At 63.5% G+C, this 18876-nt stretch carries 11 protein-coding genes; 6 read left to right on the forward strand and 5 right to left on the reverse strand.

Annotated features, from left to right (window positions below; all coding sequences use genetic code 11):
• Positions 1-12: 12 nt before the first annotated feature.
• Positions 13-5844: a manganese-oxidizing multicopper oxidase MnxG gene (mnxG, locus tag E2H86_RS01770; RefSeq protein WP_133324141.1), complete on the reverse strand. Its 5832-nt coding sequence runs from the start codon at positions 5842-5844 to the stop codon at positions 13-15.
• 275 nt (positions 5845-6119) lie between these two features.
• Between mnxG and E2H86_RS01775 the strand changes: the two genes are divergently transcribed.
• A complete protein-coding gene (locus E2H86_RS01775; protein WP_133324142.1) occupies positions 6120-6407 on the forward strand; it encodes a hypothetical protein in 288 nt (95 codons plus the stop codon).
• Between the two features lie 106 nt (positions 6408-6513).
• Here the strand turns inward: E2H86_RS01775 and E2H86_RS01780 are convergent, their stop codons facing one another.
• The 3 genes from E2H86_RS01780 to E2H86_RS01790 all read right to left on the reverse strand — a co-directional run bounded on the left by E2H86_RS01780 (position 6514) and on the right by E2H86_RS01790 (position 8829).
• Positions 6514-6774 carry a DUF1652 domain-containing protein gene (locus tag E2H86_RS01780; RefSeq protein WP_133324143.1) on the reverse strand — a complete coding sequence of 87 codons (261 nt, stop codon included), beginning with the start codon at positions 6772-6774 and terminating at the stop codon, positions 6514-6516.
• 213 nt (positions 6775-6987) lie between these two features.
• Positions 6988-7851: a pirin family protein gene (locus tag E2H86_RS01785; RefSeq protein ID WP_133324144.1), complete on the reverse strand. Its 864-nt coding sequence runs from the start codon at positions 7849-7851 to the stop codon at positions 6988-6990.
• Positions 7852-7914: 63 nt separating this feature from the next.
• Positions 7915-8829 (reverse strand): alpha/beta fold hydrolase, encoded by a 915-nt coding sequence (locus E2H86_RS01790; RefSeq protein ID WP_133324145.1) that lies wholly within the window; start codon positions 8827-8829, stop codon positions 7915-7917.
• Between the two features lie 188 nt (positions 8830-9017).
• On the opposite strand from E2H86_RS01790, the gene E2H86_RS01795 reads away from it, so the two are divergent.
• The 5 genes from E2H86_RS01795 to E2H86_RS01815 all read left to right on the forward strand — a co-directional run bounded on the left by E2H86_RS01795 (position 9018) and on the right by E2H86_RS01815 (position 16749).
• Entirely contained in the window at positions 9018-9497 is a 480-nt protein-coding gene (locus E2H86_RS01795; RefSeq protein ID WP_133324146.1) for a GNAT family N-acetyltransferase, read from the forward strand.
• Positions 9498-9659: 162 nt separating this feature from the next.
• Entirely contained in the window at positions 9660-10901 is a 1242-nt protein-coding gene (gene mexE, locus E2H86_RS01800) for a multidrug efflux RND transporter periplasmic adaptor subunit MexE (protein WP_133324147.1), read from the forward strand.
• A gap of 12 nt (positions 10902-10913) precedes the next feature.
• Entirely contained in the window at positions 10914-14093 is a 3180-nt protein-coding gene (locus E2H86_RS01805; protein WP_133324148.1) for an efflux RND transporter permease subunit, read from the forward strand.
• The gene (locus E2H86_RS01810) at positions 14090-15505 is read left to right on the forward strand and encodes an efflux transporter outer membrane subunit (protein ID WP_133324149.1); all 1416 of its coding nucleotides are present in this window, start codon (positions 14090-14092) and stop codon (positions 15503-15505) included. The genes E2H86_RS01805 and E2H86_RS01810 overlap by 4 nt, the downstream gene beginning before the upstream one ends.
• 188 nt (positions 15506-15693) lie before the next feature.
• The gene (locus E2H86_RS01815) at positions 15694-16749 is read left to right on the forward strand and encodes a tetratricopeptide repeat protein (RefSeq protein ID WP_133324150.1); all 1056 of its coding nucleotides are present in this window, start codon (positions 15694-15696) and stop codon (positions 16747-16749) included.
• 8 nt (positions 16750-16757) lie between these two features.
• On the opposite strand, the gene E2H86_RS01820 is transcribed toward E2H86_RS01815, so the two are convergent.
• Complete coding sequence (locus tag E2H86_RS01820; protein WP_133324151.1) at positions 16758-18824, reverse strand: hybrid sensor histidine kinase/response regulator; 2067 nt, start codon at positions 18822-18824, stop codon at positions 16758-16760.
• Positions 18825-18876: the final 52 nt, after the last annotated feature.

Here is an 18876-nt window from a genome sequence, read left to right on the forward strand (position 1 = left end):
GTTCCCTCTCTGTCACTGCGCCGGGGCGGTTGCCGGTGGCGCATCGTTGGTCACCCGCAAAATTCCCCACAGCCCCGAGAGATTGCCGTAGGCGGCATAGTCCCGGAACAGGTAGTCCCCCGGCACGGCATTGACACCGCCGGCGCTGGGTAGCATGAAGCTGAAGTGCGCCGCCGGCAGCACGCTCTCCTGGGCACCGATGTACATCGCCATCGGGTTGAGGCCGAAGCGCACCGAGCCGATGCCGGACAGGCTCATCGGGAAGCCATTGGCGTCGCTCTTCTCGGCCAGGTGGTTGTGCAGCGGCCACAGGTGGCCGTCCAGCTGATAGACCATGCCGCGGCTGCCGCCGCTGGGCATGACGATATGGTTGCGCACCGGTTGCCCTGGTTTGGCGTACAGTACCGGGGTCAGCGGGTCGCCACCGACCAGGGCATTGGCATAGGCCATGTGGGCGTTGGGAACGTCCGCGAAGCCCAGACCATCGGCATGACCGAACGGTGAGTCCGGGGCCATGCCGAAGCGCAACCACAGCGGTTCGGTGCGATAGTTGACGGCCATGTTGCCGTTGTCCTGTGCATCGCCTGCCGCACCATTGCCCTCGCTGTTGAAGCTCTCCACCGGCCGGCCATCGGCCCAACGCATGTTCAGCGAGCGCTGCCAGACCGTGACGAAGTCGCGGTAGTCAGCCTGGCCGCTGACCTTGACCGTGGCCTGGGCACGACTGGCGCTGTCCTCGGTCCAGGTCGCGGTCTGCGGCAGGATGCTCATGGCACCGACCAACCCTTTCTGCGGTTGCTTGATGAAGTCCGATGGCGTCAGGTTGAGACCGCCGAACTCGATCGCAGTGGCGTTGATGGTGTCCACCGTGCGCCCCAGTTGCAGCACCGGTTTGCCGTCACGCTCCAGGTGGCCGGCGTAGTACTGGTACACCTTGCTCGGGTAGGCACCGCTGTTGCCGGCCCGTGGCGGCACGGTCTGCACCGGGTTCAGCCCGACGTTGGCGCCATCGGACTTGGTGATGTCGTAGGCCAGCAACTGGGCATGCAGGCCGACATGGCTGGATGGGCGCATCAGGTTGTTGGCAAAGGCGGTCGAGCCTTCGCTGTCGAACCGGTCGCGCTTGACCACGTTGTGCATCACGGCGGTGGTCGGCAGGTCTGGCATCACCAGCGGCAGCCGGTTTTCCAGGGTGATGCTGATGCAATCGCCCGCCGTGGCCCGCAGGATCAGCGGCTCAACCGGCACACCTGGCTTCAGCTTACCGGTGATCGGGTCCAGGTCGGCCTTGCGCACGTAGAGGATCGCGGTCGGGTCATGCAGCGGGGCACTGTGGCCGCCGATGGTGAACGCCACACCGTCCTCGACATCGACGCCGCTGACCAACGGGATGCTGGTCTTGCGGTTGTTGAACACCAGGGTACCGCCATTGGCGTTGAGCGGCCCGCCGACATGCTGGCCGATCCCGGCAGGGTCATTGATGCTGACCCCGTTGCGGTTCTCGAGGATGTCGTTGGCCAATGCCGCGACGATCTCGTAGCTGCGCTTGACCGTGCTGCGGGTGCCGATGCCGTTAGGGTTGGCGGTGGTTTTCGGGCAGATCCCATCGAAGTTCACGGTATTGCGCATGGCGACCGGCTGCGGGTTGTTAGGCAGCGGGAACAGGTCTGGGCGCTGCGCGGTGTAGTTGCGCATCACCCCCCAGATTCCGTTCCAATAGCCTTCCAGCGCGGCATCCAACGAGTACAGGTAGTCGCCGTTGGTGGCAGCGGAACTGGAAATCATCGACACCGGAGCCATGAAGCCCAGTTGCTCGGAGATGCCGATCATCTGCGACGACTTCCAGCCCGAGTTGGAGCTATTGCCAAAACCCGAACCGTTCTGCAGCCACTTCACGCCGTGCAGGGTGACGTTGTGCTCCTCTTCATGTCCCCCGGCGTGCATGCGCAGGCGCACGTTATCGCCCGAGTAGGTGCGCAGCATCGGCGTGAATGGGTCACCCGGTTCGCTGCCCTGGTTGATGTGCGGTGGGAACAGCGTGGTGCCACCGGTGGGGCCGACCGCCGAGGTGATCGCCGAAGGCGCCAGGTTCATCGCCGGGATGGCGCGGTCGGTGCGGGTCTGCAAGGCATAGCTCAGGTCGCCGGCCAGGCCATCGGCCTGCATGCCGCGCTTGCCGTCCGGACCGACCTTGTTCGGGTCGAACACGCGCAGCGCCAAGGGTTCGTTGCGGTAGTTGACGACGAACATGCCAGGGTCGTCCACCGAGATCGCCTGCGGGCAAGGCCGGCTTGGGCAGCCCGGATTGAGTCCGCCGCGCTCCTCGACTATGGCTTCGAGCAGGCTGGAGGCCTTGCCCCGCACCGGCGGATTGATGGCGTAGCGGAAGCTGTCGGCAGTGGCCGGGTACGACTGGGCATTGGGAATGCCATCGGGGCCGGCGCCGACATACACACCGGCCTCGTAGGCATGCTGGAAGTCGCTGTACTCGAGGAAGAACTCACGGTAGCTGTCGTTCTTGCCATCGCCATCGTGATCGCCGGTCTGGATCACCGCCTGCCACGAGGTCGGGCCACCGTCTTGACGGGTCGCCGGGTTGTACAGTTGCTCACCGGTTTCGGCGTGATACCAGGTGGAATTGGCAGGTTCTGCCAGCACCGTCGCATACAGGCCCAACTGCTGGTGAGTGGATGGGCCGAGGTGGTCATGGGTGAAGATGGTACCCAGGCCCCGATCGACGTTGTGCACGTTGACCAGCGGGTCGGCGAACCAACGTTGCATGGCCGTACGAGCGCCCAGCCAGTCGGCCCGACCGAAACGGCCGAAGTACGGGTGCGTCTTGGCGGTCGGACAAGCCGCCGTACCGTCCCGGGCATCGCCTTCGGTGCAAGCGTTGAAGGCACGAATGGCATGCACACGCTCGACCACGCTGCCGGGCGAGAGGATGCCGTCCTCGTAGTTCCAGCCATTGGCCGAACCGTCGGCAGCGGTCAGATCCCACTTGGGCAGGTGAATGTGCTGGCCGATCACGTCAGTCGGCGTGCGCACCTGGTAGTCGTCCATTTCGTAGAACGAAGGGATCAGGTTGGTGTGCTGGTACATGGTGCAGTCGAAGGTGTTCATGCGCATCACCAGCGGCTCTGGTGGGCGCTGCTTGGTGATGACCGGCCAGGCGTCTTCCCACAGAGCGATGATGCGCGCCTGCGGGAAGTGGTAGCCGACCTTGTTGTACACCGCGTCGAACTGGATGTTGGCACCCTTGTAGATGCGTGGGCGGTCGGCAGTGAAGACCGATGAGCCGCGGAAGCTGACGCCGGTGAGGCTTTCGCCACTGAAGAACTCACCCGCCCCTGAAGATTGGGTCAGGCGCTTGCCGCGGTCATCCATGCAGGGCTCATAGAACGGCGCGCCTGCAGTGGGCAATCCACCGTTGGTGCGAAATGCCTTGGGCACAGGCTGGCCGCCAGGTACCAGGGCATAGCTGGGGTGCTCGGCCATGGCATGAAACTGCATGGCCGCCTGTTCGACATCGGTGCCCTCTTCAGGCAGGTAGATCGGCTTGGCCTTGTGCACCACCTTGGAAAAATCGAGCTTGTTGGTCGTGGTCACCGCCTCGCCGCCGGCAGACACGCCGTCCAGGGCGTGGCGGCCAAGGCCACCGTTCCAGCCATCGACCTGGTTGGCGTCCAGGTTGGCCCACAGCGCCTTGCCGGTAGCTTTGAGCTGACGTGCCAGGTCCGGATCGAGCATGTCCAGTGGTGGAGTCGGTGGCCGGTTGCCGACGCTGCTTTCCATGCCGCCGATCCAGAATGGATAGCCTGGGTTCTTCAAGGTGCCATCGGCGTTGGTGTCGGTACGATCGACCAGCGCCAGCGACCCGATCGCCTGGCGGGCGGCAGGCTCATCGGCGTGATCGTCGCCCTCCTCGTCCTCTTCCTCGTCATCCTCGTGGCTGGCGACCAATGCTTCGGACAGTTTGGGTACCACCACCACCTTGCCTGGCATCGGCGCCATGGCCTTGCCTGGCAGCGGGACGATGGCGGGAATCGGTGTCCCGGCGATGATCTCGCCATCGGGCAAGGCCCGGGCACCTATCGCCGGCTTGCCGCTGCGCAGGGCAAACGGCGTGCTATGGAAACCGTTCTCGCCCTGGCCGCTCACCTCCAGGCGCGTCCCCTCCTCGAACACATCGTGCACCCGCCACATGGCCCACATGCCCTGGGCGAAGTGCGGGTAGAAGTGGCAGTGATAAATCGCATCGCCGGCCACACGGTTGCGGTTGCCCGAGCCGCCGTTGGCGATTTCATAGGTGTAGCCGACGCCAGCGCCGATGCCTTGGGCATCGATGTAGTCGGAGTTGTCGTCATTGGGGTTGAACAGCCACTGGTGTCCATGCAGGTGGAAGATGTGTTGCTCGTGACCATTGTGGGTATTGCGGAACTTGGTGAAATCGCCGATGTAGCTGTGGTGCACGTTGGCAGGCTCAGCCGGGTACAGGGCCATGGTCGCCTTCACACCCGTGGCGCTGGCAGGCGGCACCTCGCCCGGGCGAATGTGTTCGAGGCCAACGTTGGCCGGTACGTCGACCAGGGTGCCGATATCGCCCACCGTGTGGGCACTGAGGAAGAATTCCTCGTAAGCGCACGACAGGCAATCGTGCATCGGCCCGACCCCCAGCCGGTTGGCCACCACTTCGGCGCCCATGCCGCCTGAACCATAGTTGATCATGAACGAGTCGCGCGCCGGTTCCAGCACGTGCCCCATCACCGGGTCTGCCCAATAGCCGGGGAAGGCCTGGGTACCGGAGACTTCGTCGGCAAACTGCGAGGCGAAGTCACGAAACGCCTCGAGCCGGTTGGGCAGCGCCGGGTTGCGTTTACCGATGCTCTCCAGCGGATAGGTCGACGCCGGGAAGCTGCCGTCCTGGTTGGGTCCCATGACGATGGCATCGGTCTCGCTGTTGATGATCTGGTTGTTGTAGACCATGGCAATGATCGGCTTTCCGGCCTTGCCCTCGCTGATCCACGGCTCGCTTTGCGGGTAGCGCGCTTCGTAATCGATCACCGGTTGGCCGGTTGGCGCGCGGCCGATGGTGGCCAGACGCATTTCCTCTTCGGTGAGGGTGTTGCGGTAGGTGCGACCATTTTTGGGCACCACCACTACCTGACCGAACAGGCCATTGGAGACGTTGCCGGCATTGCCTTCACCGCCGAAGGTGGCCGCCTTGCTGGTGGCAGCGAAGGCTCCTTCGCGCTCAGCGTACAAGGTATAGCTGCGCGTATTGCCCGGGCTGACCAGGAAGTTGCCGTTGCGGCCGGTGTTGGCAGAGATATCGGCGATGCTATTGACCGCCTGCATGCCATTGACCTGGAAACCGACCATGCGCTCGGCGACCTGCTCGTCGGCGACCAGGCCTTCGCCGGCTTCGTTCTCGACCTCCTGCCCTTCGACATCCGGCCCTTCGGCTTCGATGCGGTGTTTATTAGGGTTGGCCCGGTAGTCGAGCAAGTTGGTCAGGTTGACCGTGAGGCAATCGCCGGCGGCGACCCGCAGCACGATAGGCCGCGGACGTTTGTCCGGGCGCAGGGTGACCTTGCCGGGTACGGCGGCGCCGCCGATGCTCAGGGGTATCTGCTTATCGTCCACCACATCCTCACGGAGGGCGAAGATCATGCCGTTGGCGTTCTGTGCGCCAAGACGGTTGAACATCAACGGCTGGTCCAGCGCCACCACATTGGCCACCAAGTTACGCTGGCACTGCACCGCCGCTTCGCTGGTGGCCTGCCAGCCCAGGAGGGCGAGCACAAGGGATGTCAGGACGGAGCCTTTGGTCGGGGTCGACATGCTGCACCTCCGGGACACAGGAACTCTGCTGGGAGGTGAGCAAGGTGTATGCCATTCAGGAAAGATCTTTCAGTTCAATACGTTACGTCTGCAAGCGAATCGAATTGGGGAGGATTCCCCAGTCCGTTGCCCCGAATAGGGGGATGAACTTTGATGAAATATTTTGAACGTCCGCCCCAGGCAAGATTCCAAACTTGATCCACGTCGCCCATCGCACGGAGTCTGCCTTGAACCCACAGCCCTCCCCTCTGCGTACTCGCTTTGGAGCCCAACGCATGAAAATGCCTTGCCGAGCACCTAACGCCAATCTGAAACTCGATTACGTACGCGACACCTTGTTCGGCCCAGTGGCCTTGAGCGTCGAGTGCCAGTGCCAGCTTGCTCCGGTCAACCTGCAAGGGCGCCCCGCCTTGCGTCTGCACATCTGTCCGCCGTTACCGGACAAGGTCGAGCGCGCCCATAGCGTCGCCTTCATCTGGGAAGGTTGCAGTTATCATGGCGTGGTGCGTGACCGCGGCAAGTGCGGCGATGGTGGGCTGAATCTGTTGCTCGAACTGCGATGACTGGACTGGAGCGGAGGGATCCCTGAAGAGGGCCCGTTCCGATCCGGCCGGTTGCGGTCTTGGTGCGTGTGCCCGGCCAGTTATGACTGACCGGGCGGCGGCAGTGTCAGGCGATGGCCTTGAGCGGTGGTTTCTGACTGGCCTGCAGGGCATGAAGTTGCCCGACCAGGTTCACCAGGTCACGGCAGCTGTTGAGGCTGTGCAGTGGAACGCCGGCCAGCATCACACCCTCTTCGAGGTTATCACCCTGGCCCAGGCGAATAGTCAAGGTGGTGCCATCCGCGCAGCTGACTTCACACCGATCCGGCAGGCAGGCCTGTTCGATCATCTGCCGCATTTCTAGCATCGAAACTCCTATCAACGACATGTTACGACCCTCTCTGTACTGGATGGCCTGTTGTATGTGGTTACGCCTTGATGGGGCGGAGTGCCAATTGATAATGCCCATGCCCAAGCGGCCGTCCATGCGCCAGGACAATGATCGAGCGAAGAATCCTTTAGCACCTTAGTGGAAGAGGGTCGAACGTGGCGGGCGTTCGGTCGGGTCTGGCAACCGGGCGACGGGCGGTCAACTACCCTCCTATGCCATTCGACCGAAGCGGCCAGCCTGGAAATCCTCGAACGACTCGATGATCTCCGCCTGACTGTTCATGACGAAAGGACCATAACCGACGATGGGCTCGTCGATCGGCTCACCGCTGAGCAGCAGCAGGCTCACATCTTCCAGCGCCTGGACGGCGACATCGGCGCCATCGCGCTGCAGCAGGACCAGGCTGGCGGGGCCGGCCTCGCGCTCGCCGTTGACCCGCACGCTACCGCGCAACACCACCAATGCCGCGTTGCGCCCTGGTGCAACGGGCAGATGCAACGTTGCTCCCGCGTTCAGGCGCAGATCCCAGACATCCATGCAGGTGAACGTTCGTGCCGGACCTCGGTGCCCCTGGTAGTCACCGGCGATCACTCGCAGACTACCTTTGCCGCCTTCGAGCTGTACCTGGGGGATGTCAGCGGCCAGCAAGGTCTGATAACCGGCCGGCGCACGTTTGTGCTGCGACGGCAGGTTGACCCACAACTGCACCATCTCGAGGGTGCCGCCACTGCGGGCGAAGGATGGAGCATGGAACTCTTCATGGATGATGCCGTTGGCTGCCGTCATCCACTGCACATCACCGGGTCCGATGAAGCCGCCGGCGCCGGTCGAATCACGGTGCTCCAATTCACCCTGATAGACGATGGTCACGGTTTCGAAACCTCGGTGGGGGTGTTCCCCGACGCCCCGTCGCTGTTCAGTGGGGCCGAAGTCGTGGGGCCCGGCGTAATCCAGTAACAGGAAGGGACTGATCTGGCTGGCCAGATCGTCATAGGTGAACAGGCTGCGCACCGGAAAACCATCCCCGACCCAATGGGCGTTGGGACTGCGGTGAATACCCAGGATCTTTTTCATGAGAAGTCTCCTCTCTTGGCTGGATACCACCTTACCAATGGTTGTAATCACCCGGTAGAGTGTTCAAATAGCATGGATCGTTCCACCAGCAGAACAATCAGTCGCGTCAGGCTGCAGGAAGTCCAGCACCTGCTCCGCACTCTGCCCCGGTCGCTCCTGCATGAAGCAATGACCACCCGGCATCTCCAGAATGCTCACGGCGCCATTGAGTTGCGCCAGGTACCTGACCGATTGCCGCACGAAGGGGTAGGTCTGCTCCCCATACAGGATGCGTGTTGGGGTGGTGATGCTTTTGAGCGATGCCCATAAGCGCCTGGGGAAGGAGCTGAAGACTTCCACCTCGCGGCTTGGACGGCACTTGAGTACCACCTGCTCGCCACATTCACCAATCGCATGTTCGACATAGGCATGCAACGCAGTTTCAGCCCAATCCTTGAAAATGCCGCGCCCCTGCAACGAAACCAGCGCCGCCTGGCGGTCCGGCCAATGACTGCGCCGACGCGCGGCCATGCGCGCCAAGCCATGCTGGCGATGCAAGCCGAACAACCGGGCCGCGCCCATGACACTGAGCATGCGCCGGCTGAACAACACCGGGTCGAGCAGCACAGCGCGGCGGAACAGATGCGGCTCAGCGGCCACGATCAAGCTGGTGAGCACGCCACCGAAACTGTGGCCCATGGCGTAGCGGTCGACCTCGCCGTACTCGCCCCGCCCTGCCTCGAAAGCCTCCAGCGCCAGGGCCGCGGTGCGGTTCCAGCCAAGGAAGGGTCCGCCGTGGTCGCTGTCGCCATGCCCCTGGACGTCACACAGCCACAGGTCGAAGTGCTCGGCCAGACGCGCCAATAGCGGTTGGTAGACCAGGCAGCAAAACCCGTTGCCATGCAGGAAGTGCAGCAGCGGCCTGCCGCTGGCCGGCGATCGCCAGCCGCGCAAGGTGAAGCCTTCGGAGCAGTCGTGGGACCAGGGGATCAGCTGCATCGGTTGGTGTACTCAACAGTTCAGGAAAACGTCGATTCTACAAACAGCGACAGGCGAAACGAAATCACTCATTCATGGCGATCGGGACATTGCCTGGCATCAGCCGACACGAAAATCGGCCATTGCACCCTGTCAGTTGCGGTAGATTAGCCGTCTTGATTCGATCTGCTCTGTATTAAGGAAGCCCGATGAGCATTGTCATTCGTCCCGCCGTGCGTAGCGACGCCGCGCAGATTCTCGCCTTCATCACCGAACTCGCCGACTATGAACGCGCCCGTCACGAGGTCGTGGCCAGCGTCGAGGACATCGAGCACAGCCTGTTCGACGAGGGCAGCACCGTGCACAGCCTGATCTGCGAGCGCGAAGGCCAGGCCATAGGTTTCGCGGTGTACTTCTACAGTTATTCGACCTGGCTTGGGCGCAACGGTATCTACCTCGAGGATCTCTATATCACCCCGCAACAACGAGGCGGCGGCGCGGGACGTGAACTGTTGCGCCACATTGCCCGTGAGGCGGTGAAGAACCGGTGTGGGCGTCTGGAATGGAGCGTGCTGGACTGGAACGAACCGGCAATCGGCTTCTACCGGTCGCTGGGGGCCGAGGCGCAGGACGAGTGGGTGCGTTACCGCCTCGATGGCGACACACTGCTGGCGTTTGCCCAAGGCTGAAGCGCGTTCCCCTGCGCTAGCCCGGGTTGAGCATGCCTAGCCATCGATAATGCAGCCCGACATATCATTGCGCGTGATAATAACCTTCGCTCCGTTCGATTCGTGCGTCACGCGCAAGACACTCACACTCCGCCCACTACTAATATATTGGCGGAGTTCTCCATGGATCACTCACTCAAACCCTTGCGCTTTCCCCTCGCCGCCCTGGCCGTGGTGATGGTCAGCGCTTGCGGCCGAACCCCCGACGCCGTGCAGGCTCCCGCCGCGCCCAAGGTCACCGTGGCCAAGGTCATCGAGCAACCGATCAACGAATGGGACGAGTTCACCGGCCGCCTGGAAGCGCCCGAAACCGTCGAAGTACGTCCGCGTGTCTCGGGCCAGATCGATCGTGTCGCCTTCACCGAAGGTGCCCAGGTCAACAAAGGTGACCTGCTGTTCCAGATCGACCCACGTCCCTTCCAGGCTGAGGTGCGTCGGCTCGAAGCCCAACTGCAACAGGCCAAGGCCACCGCCATCCGCAGCGCCAACGAAGCCCGCCGTGGCGAGCGCCTGCGCGACAGCAACGCCATCTCCGCGGAGCTGGCCGAATCGCGCAGCAGCGCTGCCGCCGAAGCCCGTGCCGGGGTCGACGCGATCCAGGCACAACTCGACCTGGCCCGCCTGAACCTGAGCTTCACCCGTGTCACCGCGCCGATCAGCGGCCGCGTCAGCCGTGCCGAATACACCGCCGGTAACATCGTCACCGCCGATGTCACACCGTTGACCAGCGTGGTGTCCACCGACAAGGTCTACGCCTATTTCGACACCGACGAGCGCGTATACCTCAAATACACGCAGTTGGCCCGTGAAGGCCAACGTGGTCAGAGCACACCGGTCTATCTGGGCCTGACCAACGAAACCGGCAATCCGCACCTGGGCCACATGAACTTCGTCGACAACCAGGTCAACCCACGCACCGGCACCATCCGCGGTCGTGCGGTGTTCGACAACCGCGACGGCCAGTTCACTCCCGGCCTCTATGCCCGCCTCAAACTGGTCGGCAGCGCCCAATACGACGCCGTGCTGATCAACGACGAAGCGGTCGGTACCGACCTCGGCAAGAAGTTCGTGTTGGTCATGGACAAGGACAACAAGGCCGCCTACCGCGCCGTGGAGCTGGGGCCCAAGCTCGAAGGACTGCGCATCGTGCGCAGTGGCCTGGACAAAGGTGACCGCATCGTGGTCAAGGGCCTGCAACGGGTACGCCCGGGCTCGCCGGTCACCCCCGAAGAAGCACCGATGGCCAGCGAGCAGACCCTCGCCGCCCTCGCCCAGCAGCGCCAGGCCCTGGAGGCCAGCAACCCGTCGCCAAGCGTGGCGGGCTCAAACGAAAAAGCCAGCAGCGCCAAGACGCCGCGCGGTTAAGGGATCACACCGATGAATTTTTCCTCCTTTTTCATCACCCGGCCGATCTTCGCCGCGGTGCTGTCGCTGGTGCTGCTGATTGCCGGCGCCATCTCGCTGTTCCAGTTGCCGATCAGCGAATACCCCGAAGTGGTTCCGCCCACGGTCGTGGTGCGCGCCAACTTCCCCGGCGCCAACCCAAAGGTCATCGGCGAAACCGTGGCCGCGCCACTGGAGCAGGCCATCACCGGTGTCGAGAACATGCTCTACATGTCCTCTCAGTCCACCGCCGATGGCAAGCTGACCCTGACCATCACCTTCGCCCTGGGTACCGATCTGGACAACGCCCAGGTCCAGGTGCAGAACCGTGTCACCCGCACCCAGCCCAAGCTGCCCGAGGAAGTGACCCGTATCGGTATCACCGTCGACAAGGCCTCGCCCGACTTGACCATGGTCGTGCACCTGACCTCGCCGGATAAGCGCTACGACATGCTCTACCTCTCCAACTACGCCATCCTCAACATCAAGGACGAACTGGCGCGTCTCGGCGGCGTGGGCGACGTGCAGCTGTTCGGCATGGGCGACTATTCCCTGCGGGTGTGGCTCGACCCGAACAAGACCGCTTCGCGCAACCTGACCGCCAGCGACGTGGTCGCAGCCATTCGCGAGCAGAACCGCCAAGTCGCCGCTGGCCAACTGGGGGCGCCACCCGCACCAGGCTCGACCAGTTTCCAGCTGTCGATCAACACCCAGGGGCGTCTGGTCAACGAAGAAGAGTTCGAGAACATCATCATCCGAGCCGGGGCCGACGGCGAGATCACTCGCCTGAAGGACATCGCTCGGGTCGAGCTGGGCTCCAGCCAGTACGCCCTGCGCTCGCTGCTGAACAACCAGCCGGCGGTGGCCATTCCGATCTTCCAGCGCCCAGGCTCCAACGCTATCGAAATCTCCGATGAAGTGCGGGCGAAGATGGCCGAGCTGAAGAAGGACTTCCCCGAAGGGATGGACTACAGCATCGTCTATGACCCGACCGTGTTCGTGCGCGGTTCCATCGAAGCCGTGGTGCATACGCTGTTCGAGGCTCTGGTGCTGGTCGTACTGGTGGTGATCCTGTTCCTGCAGACCTGGCGCGCCTCGATCATCCCGTTGATGGCCGTACCGGTGTCGCTGATCGGCACCTTCGCGGTGATGCACTTGTTCGGATTCTCGCTGAACGCCTTGTCATTGTTCGGTCTGGTACTGGCCATCGGCATCGTTGTGGACGACGCCATCGTCGTGGTGGAGAACGTCGAGCGCAACATCGGACTGGGCCTCAAGCCACTGCAAGCCACCCAGAAGGCCATGAGCGAAGTGACCGGTCCGATCATCGCCACCGCCTTGGTGCTGTGCGCCGTGTTCGTGCCTGCAGCGTTCATTTCCGGCCTCACCGGGCAGTTCTACAAGCAGTTCGCCCTGACCATCGCCATTTCCACGGTAATCTCCGCGTTCAACTCGCTGACCCTGTCGCCGGCGTTGGCCGCCGTACTGCTCAAGGACCATCACGCGCCCAAGGACCGCTTCTCGCGGATACTTGAACGACTCCTGGGCAGTTGGTTGTTCGCACCGTTCAACCGCTTCTTCGAGCGTGCCTCCGGCCGTTACGTCGTCGGCGTGCGTCGGGTCATCCGCTCCAGCGGCATCGCTCTGTTCGTGTATGCCGGGTTGATGGGCCTCACCTACCTCGGCTTCTCATCGACTCCGACCGGCTTCGTTCCGGCCCAGGACAAACAGTACCTGGTGGCTTTCGCCCAGTTGCCGGACGCGGCCAGCCTTGACCGTACCGAGGCGGTGATCAAGCGGATGAGCGAAATCGCGCTGGAGCAGCCCGGGGTGGCTGACTCGGTAGCCTTCCCTGGTCTGTCGATCAACGGCTTCACCAACAGCCCCAACAGCGGCATCGTGTTCACCCCACTCAAGCCGTTCGAGGAGCGCAAGGATCCAAGCCAATCGGCTGCGGCCATCGCTGCGGCGCTGAACGCCAAGTTCGCCGACATCCAGGACGCCTACATCGCGATCTTCCCCCCACCACCGGTCCAGGGCCTGGGCACCATCGGCGGATTCCGCCTGCAGATCGAGGATCGCGGCAACCTGGGCTACGAAGCGCTGTACAAGGAAACCCAGAACATCATCGCCAAGAGCCACGAGGTGCCGGAGCTTGCCGGTCTGTTCACCAGCTATCAGGTCAACGTGCCGCAGGTCGATGCCGCCATCGATCGGGAAAAAGCCAAGACCCACGGCGTGGCGATCAACGACATTTTCGACACCCTGCAGGTCTATCTGGGTTCGCTGTATACCAACGACTTCAACCGCTTTGGCCGCACCTACCAGGTCAACGTCCAGGCCGATCAGCAGTTCCGTCTCGACGCCGAGCAGATCGGCCAGTTGAAGGTGCGCAACAACCTGGGCGAGATGATCCCGCTGGCGACTTTCCTCAAGGTCAGCGACACCTCCGGACCTGATCGGGTCATGCACTACAACGGGTTCATCACCGCCGAGATCAACGGCGCCGCAGCTCCAGGCTACAGCTCCGGGCAGGCCGAGGCGGCTATCGAGAAACTGCTGGCTCGGGAATTGCCCAATGGCATGACCTACGAATGGACCGACCTGACCTACCAGCAGATCCTCGCTGGCAATACCGCACTGCTGGTGTTCCCGCTGTGCGTGCTGTTGGCCTTCCTGGTGCTGGCGGCCCAATACGAAAGCTGGAGCCTGCCGTTGGCGGTGATCCTGATCGTGCCGATGACCCTGTTGTCAGCCATCACCGGGGTGATCATCTCCGGCGGTGACAACAACATCTTCACCCAGATCGGCCTGATCGTACTGGTGGGCTTGGCGTGCAAGAACGCGATCCTGATCGTCGAGTTCGCCAAGGACGAGCAAGCCAAGGGGCTCGACCCACTGGCCGCGGTGCTGGAAGCGTGCCGCCTGCGCCTGCGACCGATCCTGATGACCTCGATCGCCTTCATCATGGGGGTGGTACCGCTGGTGTTCTCCTCCGGCGCCGGTGCCGAAATGCGCCATGCCATGGGTGTGGCGGTGTTCTCGGGGATGATCGGCGTGACGGTGTTCGGGCTGTTCCTGACTCCGGTGTTCTTCTTCCTGATCCGTCGTTTCGTGGAGCGTCGCCAGGCCCGCAAGGCCGCGTCCGCGCCATCGCTGGAGAGCCATGCATGAACCTGCTCAAACCCCTGACCCCGAGCCTGCTGGCCCTGGCCTTGGCGGCCTGCGCAGTGGGCCCGGACTACCAGGCCCCGGCCACCGAGCCGGCCAGCCTGGTCAGTGACGCCCAAGCCAAGGCGTTCGACCGCAGCCACTTCGAAAGCATCTGGTGGAAGCAGTTCGACGACCCTGTGCTGAACCAATTGGTACAGGCTTCACTGGACGGTAACCGTGATCTGCGCGTGGCGTTTGCCAGGCTCAAGTCGGCACGGGCGATTCGCGAGGATGCCGAGAACGACACCTTCCCGGTAGTGACGAGCCGCGCCAGCAGCGAAATCGGCAAGGGCCAGGTACCGGGAGAAACCGAACAGCGGGTCAACAGCGAACGCTACGACCTGGGTCTGGACATGGCCTGGGAGCTCGACCTGTTCGGTCGCATCCAGCGCCAGATCGAAGCCAGCGAAGCCCAGGAAGCAGCGGCCCAGGCCGACCTGCAGCAATTGCAGGTCAGCCTGATCGCCGAGCTGGTCGACGCCTATGGGCAACTGCGTGGCGCGCAACTGCGCGAACAGATCGCCCTGGCCAACCTCAAGACCCAGCAGGAATCGCGCACCATCACCGTTAGCCTGCGCGATGCCGGGGTTGGTAACGAGCTCGACGTAGTGCGCGCCGATGCCCGCCTGGCAGGTGTCGAAGCCACTGTGCCGCAACTGCAGGCCGAACAGGTGCGAGCGCGCAACCGCATCGCCACCCTGCTCGGCCAGCGTCCGGACGCGCTGAGCATCGATTTGTCGCCTCGGGCGTTGCCGGCCATCGCCAAGGCCCTGCCGGTAGGCGATCCCGGCGAGCTGCTGCGCCGCCGTCCGGACATCCGCAGCGCCGAACGCCAGTTGGCCGCCGCCACCGCCAACGTTGGCGTGGCTACCGCCGACCTGTTCCCGCGGGTCAGCCTCAGCGGTTTCCTGGGCTTCACCGCGGCGCGCGGCTCGCAGATCGGATCATCGGCGGCCAATGCCTGGGCACTGGGCCCCAGTATCACCTGGGCTGCTTTCGACCTGGGCAGCGTGCGGGCACGCTTGCGCGGGGCCAAGGCCGACGCCGAAGGTGCACTGGCCAGCTATGAGCAGCAGGTGCTGCTGGCCCTGGAGGAATCGGCCAATGCCTTCAGTGACTATGGCAAGCGCCAGCAGCGCCTGCTGTCGCTGATGCGCCAAAGCGACGCCAGCCGCAAGGCCGCGGACCTGGCCTCGGTGCGCTATCGCGAAGGCACCGTCGACTACCTGGTGCTGCTGGACGCCGAGCGGGAACGGCTGAGCGCCGAAGATGCCCAGGCCCAGGGCGAGGTCGAGTTGTATCGCGGCATCGTCGCCATCTACAAGGCCCTGGGCGGTGGCTGGCAACCCGAGACGGTGGCCAGCGCGCACTGATTCAACGACTCCTTTGGTTGGCTCCTCCCCCAACCGTTTGCCCCGCGGGCTGTTGCCAGCGGGGCTTTTTTTTGTTTCCAACGCTCCATAGACCTCAAGACCTGAACTGGACGTCGGCCAGGCTGCACAACTTGCAGCACGCGCCGTTCTGCCCCAAGCTCTGCCCTTCTTCTGTCATGGACCACCCGATGCCCAGACGCCACCGTTACCTGATCGTCGTGCTGCTGCTGATCCTGGTATCGGTCACGATCGCCTACCTGCGCCACGCACCGCCAGCGGCCACGCCCAGCCTGCCGCCGCACAGCTATGCCAAAGCGCTGCGCCAGGCGCACGACGGTCTGCCCGGTGCGGCACGGGTGCTGTACCAGCAGTTGCAGCGCCAGGACCTCACCGCCATCCGTCGCGCCGCGCTCTACGCCGAGTTGCCCAACTACCCGTCGCCACAGGCTTTGAAACTGGCACGCCATGACCTGGAAAACGATGATCCGCTGGTACGTCGGGCCGCGATTGCCAGCGTGCGCCGGTTGCTGCCCGCCGCGCAGCGCAGCCTGGTGTTGGGATTGCTGCTCGATGATGACGATCAGAGCGTGCGCTTTGCCGCGGTCGATGCCCTGCTCGGCCTCGATCCGGACGCCATCGGCCTCTACTTCGGGCCGTTGCAGACGGCCCTGGAACAGTATCAGCAAGCGCTGGAGCAACAACCGGACGATGCCGCGGCACAGGTGCACCTTGCTCGCCTGTACCTGCATGAGAACGACTACGCCCACGCAGCCCAGGCGCTGCAACGCAGTCTCGCCGTGGCGCCCGACAACCTCGAAGCGCTGGCCACCCAGGTCAGGCTGCTCGAGCGCCAGGGTCAGCATGACGCATCGCGTGAGGTGCTGGCCAAAGCCCTGGCCCTGCGCCCTGACTCCGCGTTCCTACAGTACGAACTGGGGCTTTGGCTCAATCGTCATCAACAATCGGAATACGCGCTGCTGGCATTATCGCGGGCGGTGGAACTCAAGCCGGACAATCCGGACTACCGCTACACGCTAGCGGTCACCCTGCATTCCCTGGAGTTGGTCGACGCGGCGCAGAAGCAGTTGGAAACGCTGCTCAGCCACCAACCCGCCAACCGCAAAGCGCGCCTACTGCTGATCCAGTACTGGAAGGAAACCGGCCAATTGCAGAACGTCCAGGTGCTGCTGGCCGAACTGGAGCGGCAGAACCCGGATGATCCCATTCTTCAGCAAGGCCTGTAGACGCGCATTCAGCCGCCGAGCATACTCACCGCCTTGCATGCCAGGCTCTCCAGTGAAAACGGCTTGAGCATCAGCGCCGTGCCGGGTTGTTCCAACAGCCGCGGCTCGATCGGCGCGTCGGTGAACCCGGTGATGAACAGGATCTTCTGTTCCGGGTTGAGCATGCGCAGGGTCTTTGCCAACTGACGGCCACTGAAGCCACCGGGAAGCCCGATATCGGTTATCACCAGATCGAACGGGCCGTCCTGCTGAAAGCGCTCCAAGGCGCCGTTGGCATCCAGTGCATCAGCGACGATGAAGCCGCGTTCATCCAGGTACTCGCGCATCAATGTGCGCAAATTGAGTTCGTCGTCGACGAGCAATACCCGTTGTCCCTCGGCAGGTCGGTCACTCGGTGGCGGCACGCTGGGCTCTGGCGGCAGTACTTCAGGGCTGCGGGGAAACAGCATGGATACCCGCGCGCCTGCGCCAGGGCTGGACTCGATCCACACGTAGCCACCGGACTGGCGCACGAATCCGTAGACCATCGCCAGACCCAGACCGGCGCCCCGCCCGACCGGTTTGCTGGTGAAGAAGGGCTCGAACGCCCGACTGATTTCTTCAGATGACATACCGTGGCCGGTGTCTTCGATGTGCAAGGCAACGTAGTCCCCGGGCGGCAAGCCGCCCTCTTCCGGAAAAGCGCTGACAAGACGCTCGTTGACGCTGCGAATGGTCACGCTGCCCCGCTCCAGGCAGGCATCGCGGGCGTTGGCGCAGAGGTTGATCAACGCGTTGTCCAATTGGCCGGTATCCAGAAAGACTGGCCACGGCAACACATCGAGCTGCCATTGCAAGCGCATCTCGGCGCCGAGCGTCTGGCGCAGCAACGGTTCCACGCCCGACAAGTGCCGATTGATGTCCAGAGGCCGGGGTGCCAGGGGCTGCTTGCGTGAAAACGCCAGCAGGCGGTGGGTCAGCCCCATGGCTCGCTGCACCGAATCGAGCGCCAGGCTGGTGTAGCTTTCCAGGCCCTCGGTACGGCCCTGCGCCAATCGGCGCTGCAGCAACTCAAGGCTACCGCCGATGCCCGACAGCAGGTTGTTCATTTCATGGGCCATCCCGCCCGCCAATTGCCCGACCGCTTCAAGCCGCTGACTATCGCGAATCAGCGCTTCGGCCTGGCGCATCGCCTCTTCGCGCTCTGCGGTGATATCCCGGCCAACCGCGGTGAAGCGCTCGCCATCGAACTTGGCAGTCCAGCGGAACCGCCGGTAATGCCCATCCTGGTGCCGCAGGCGGGTCTCGATCGGCTCATCGAGCTTGCCGTGCACCACGTCGATCACCGCCACCTGGACTTCCGTTCGGTCGGCCGGGTGCACCATGTCGAGAATGGGCAGGTCCATCATCTGCTCCTCGCTCCAACCGAGGATCCGGTACAACGCCGGGTTGGCGGCATGGAACTTGAGTTCGCGAGTGACCATCACCATCGCGTCACGCGATAGCTCCCAAATGTGCTCACGGTCGGCCATGTAACGGGCGATCTGGGCCTCGAAACTCTGCGTCTGGCAGCGCCAGGCCTCACGGGCGGCAACGCTGGCGGTGCTGTCGATCACGGTGTGCAGGAAGCCGGCTACGTCACCGTTTTCGTCGCGCACCGGTGAATAGCTGAAGGCAAAATAGGCCGTGTCTCCTTTGTCGTTCAGCGCGATGCACACAGGCTGGTCTTCGATGAAGCTCGACTGCCCCTCCATCACCTTGAACACCCAAGGCCCCATGTTTTCCCAAGCACCGCGCCAGACCTCGTCGAAGCGTTGCCCCAAGGCATCGAACGCAGCGCCGCCTAGCGCCAGGTATGCCGCGTTACAGACCACGGTCATCGCGCCGCCCCAGACGACTGCGCTGGGAAAGGGCGAAGCCAGCATCATGTCTACCGCGATGCGCAGCGTGGCCGGCCAGCGTGGCAGTGGTCCGAGAGGCGTCCGTGACCAGTCGAACCCGGCCAGGTACTTGCCCGGCAGGTCGCCGCTGGTCGAGTTGGGTGCCAGCAGCACGGCTGGGGCGTTGGGCCTAGGTGTAGGAGTGGTAGCAGCCAAACCCTGATCCTTGTCCGATTCCAGTGGGGTTCTGGCATCATCGGTGCCAATG

This window comes from Pseudomonas putida, from assembly GCF_004357765.1.
GTDB classification, from domain to species: Bacteria; Pseudomonadota; Gammaproteobacteria; order Pseudomonadales; family Pseudomonadaceae; genus Aquipseudomonas; species Aquipseudomonas putida_U.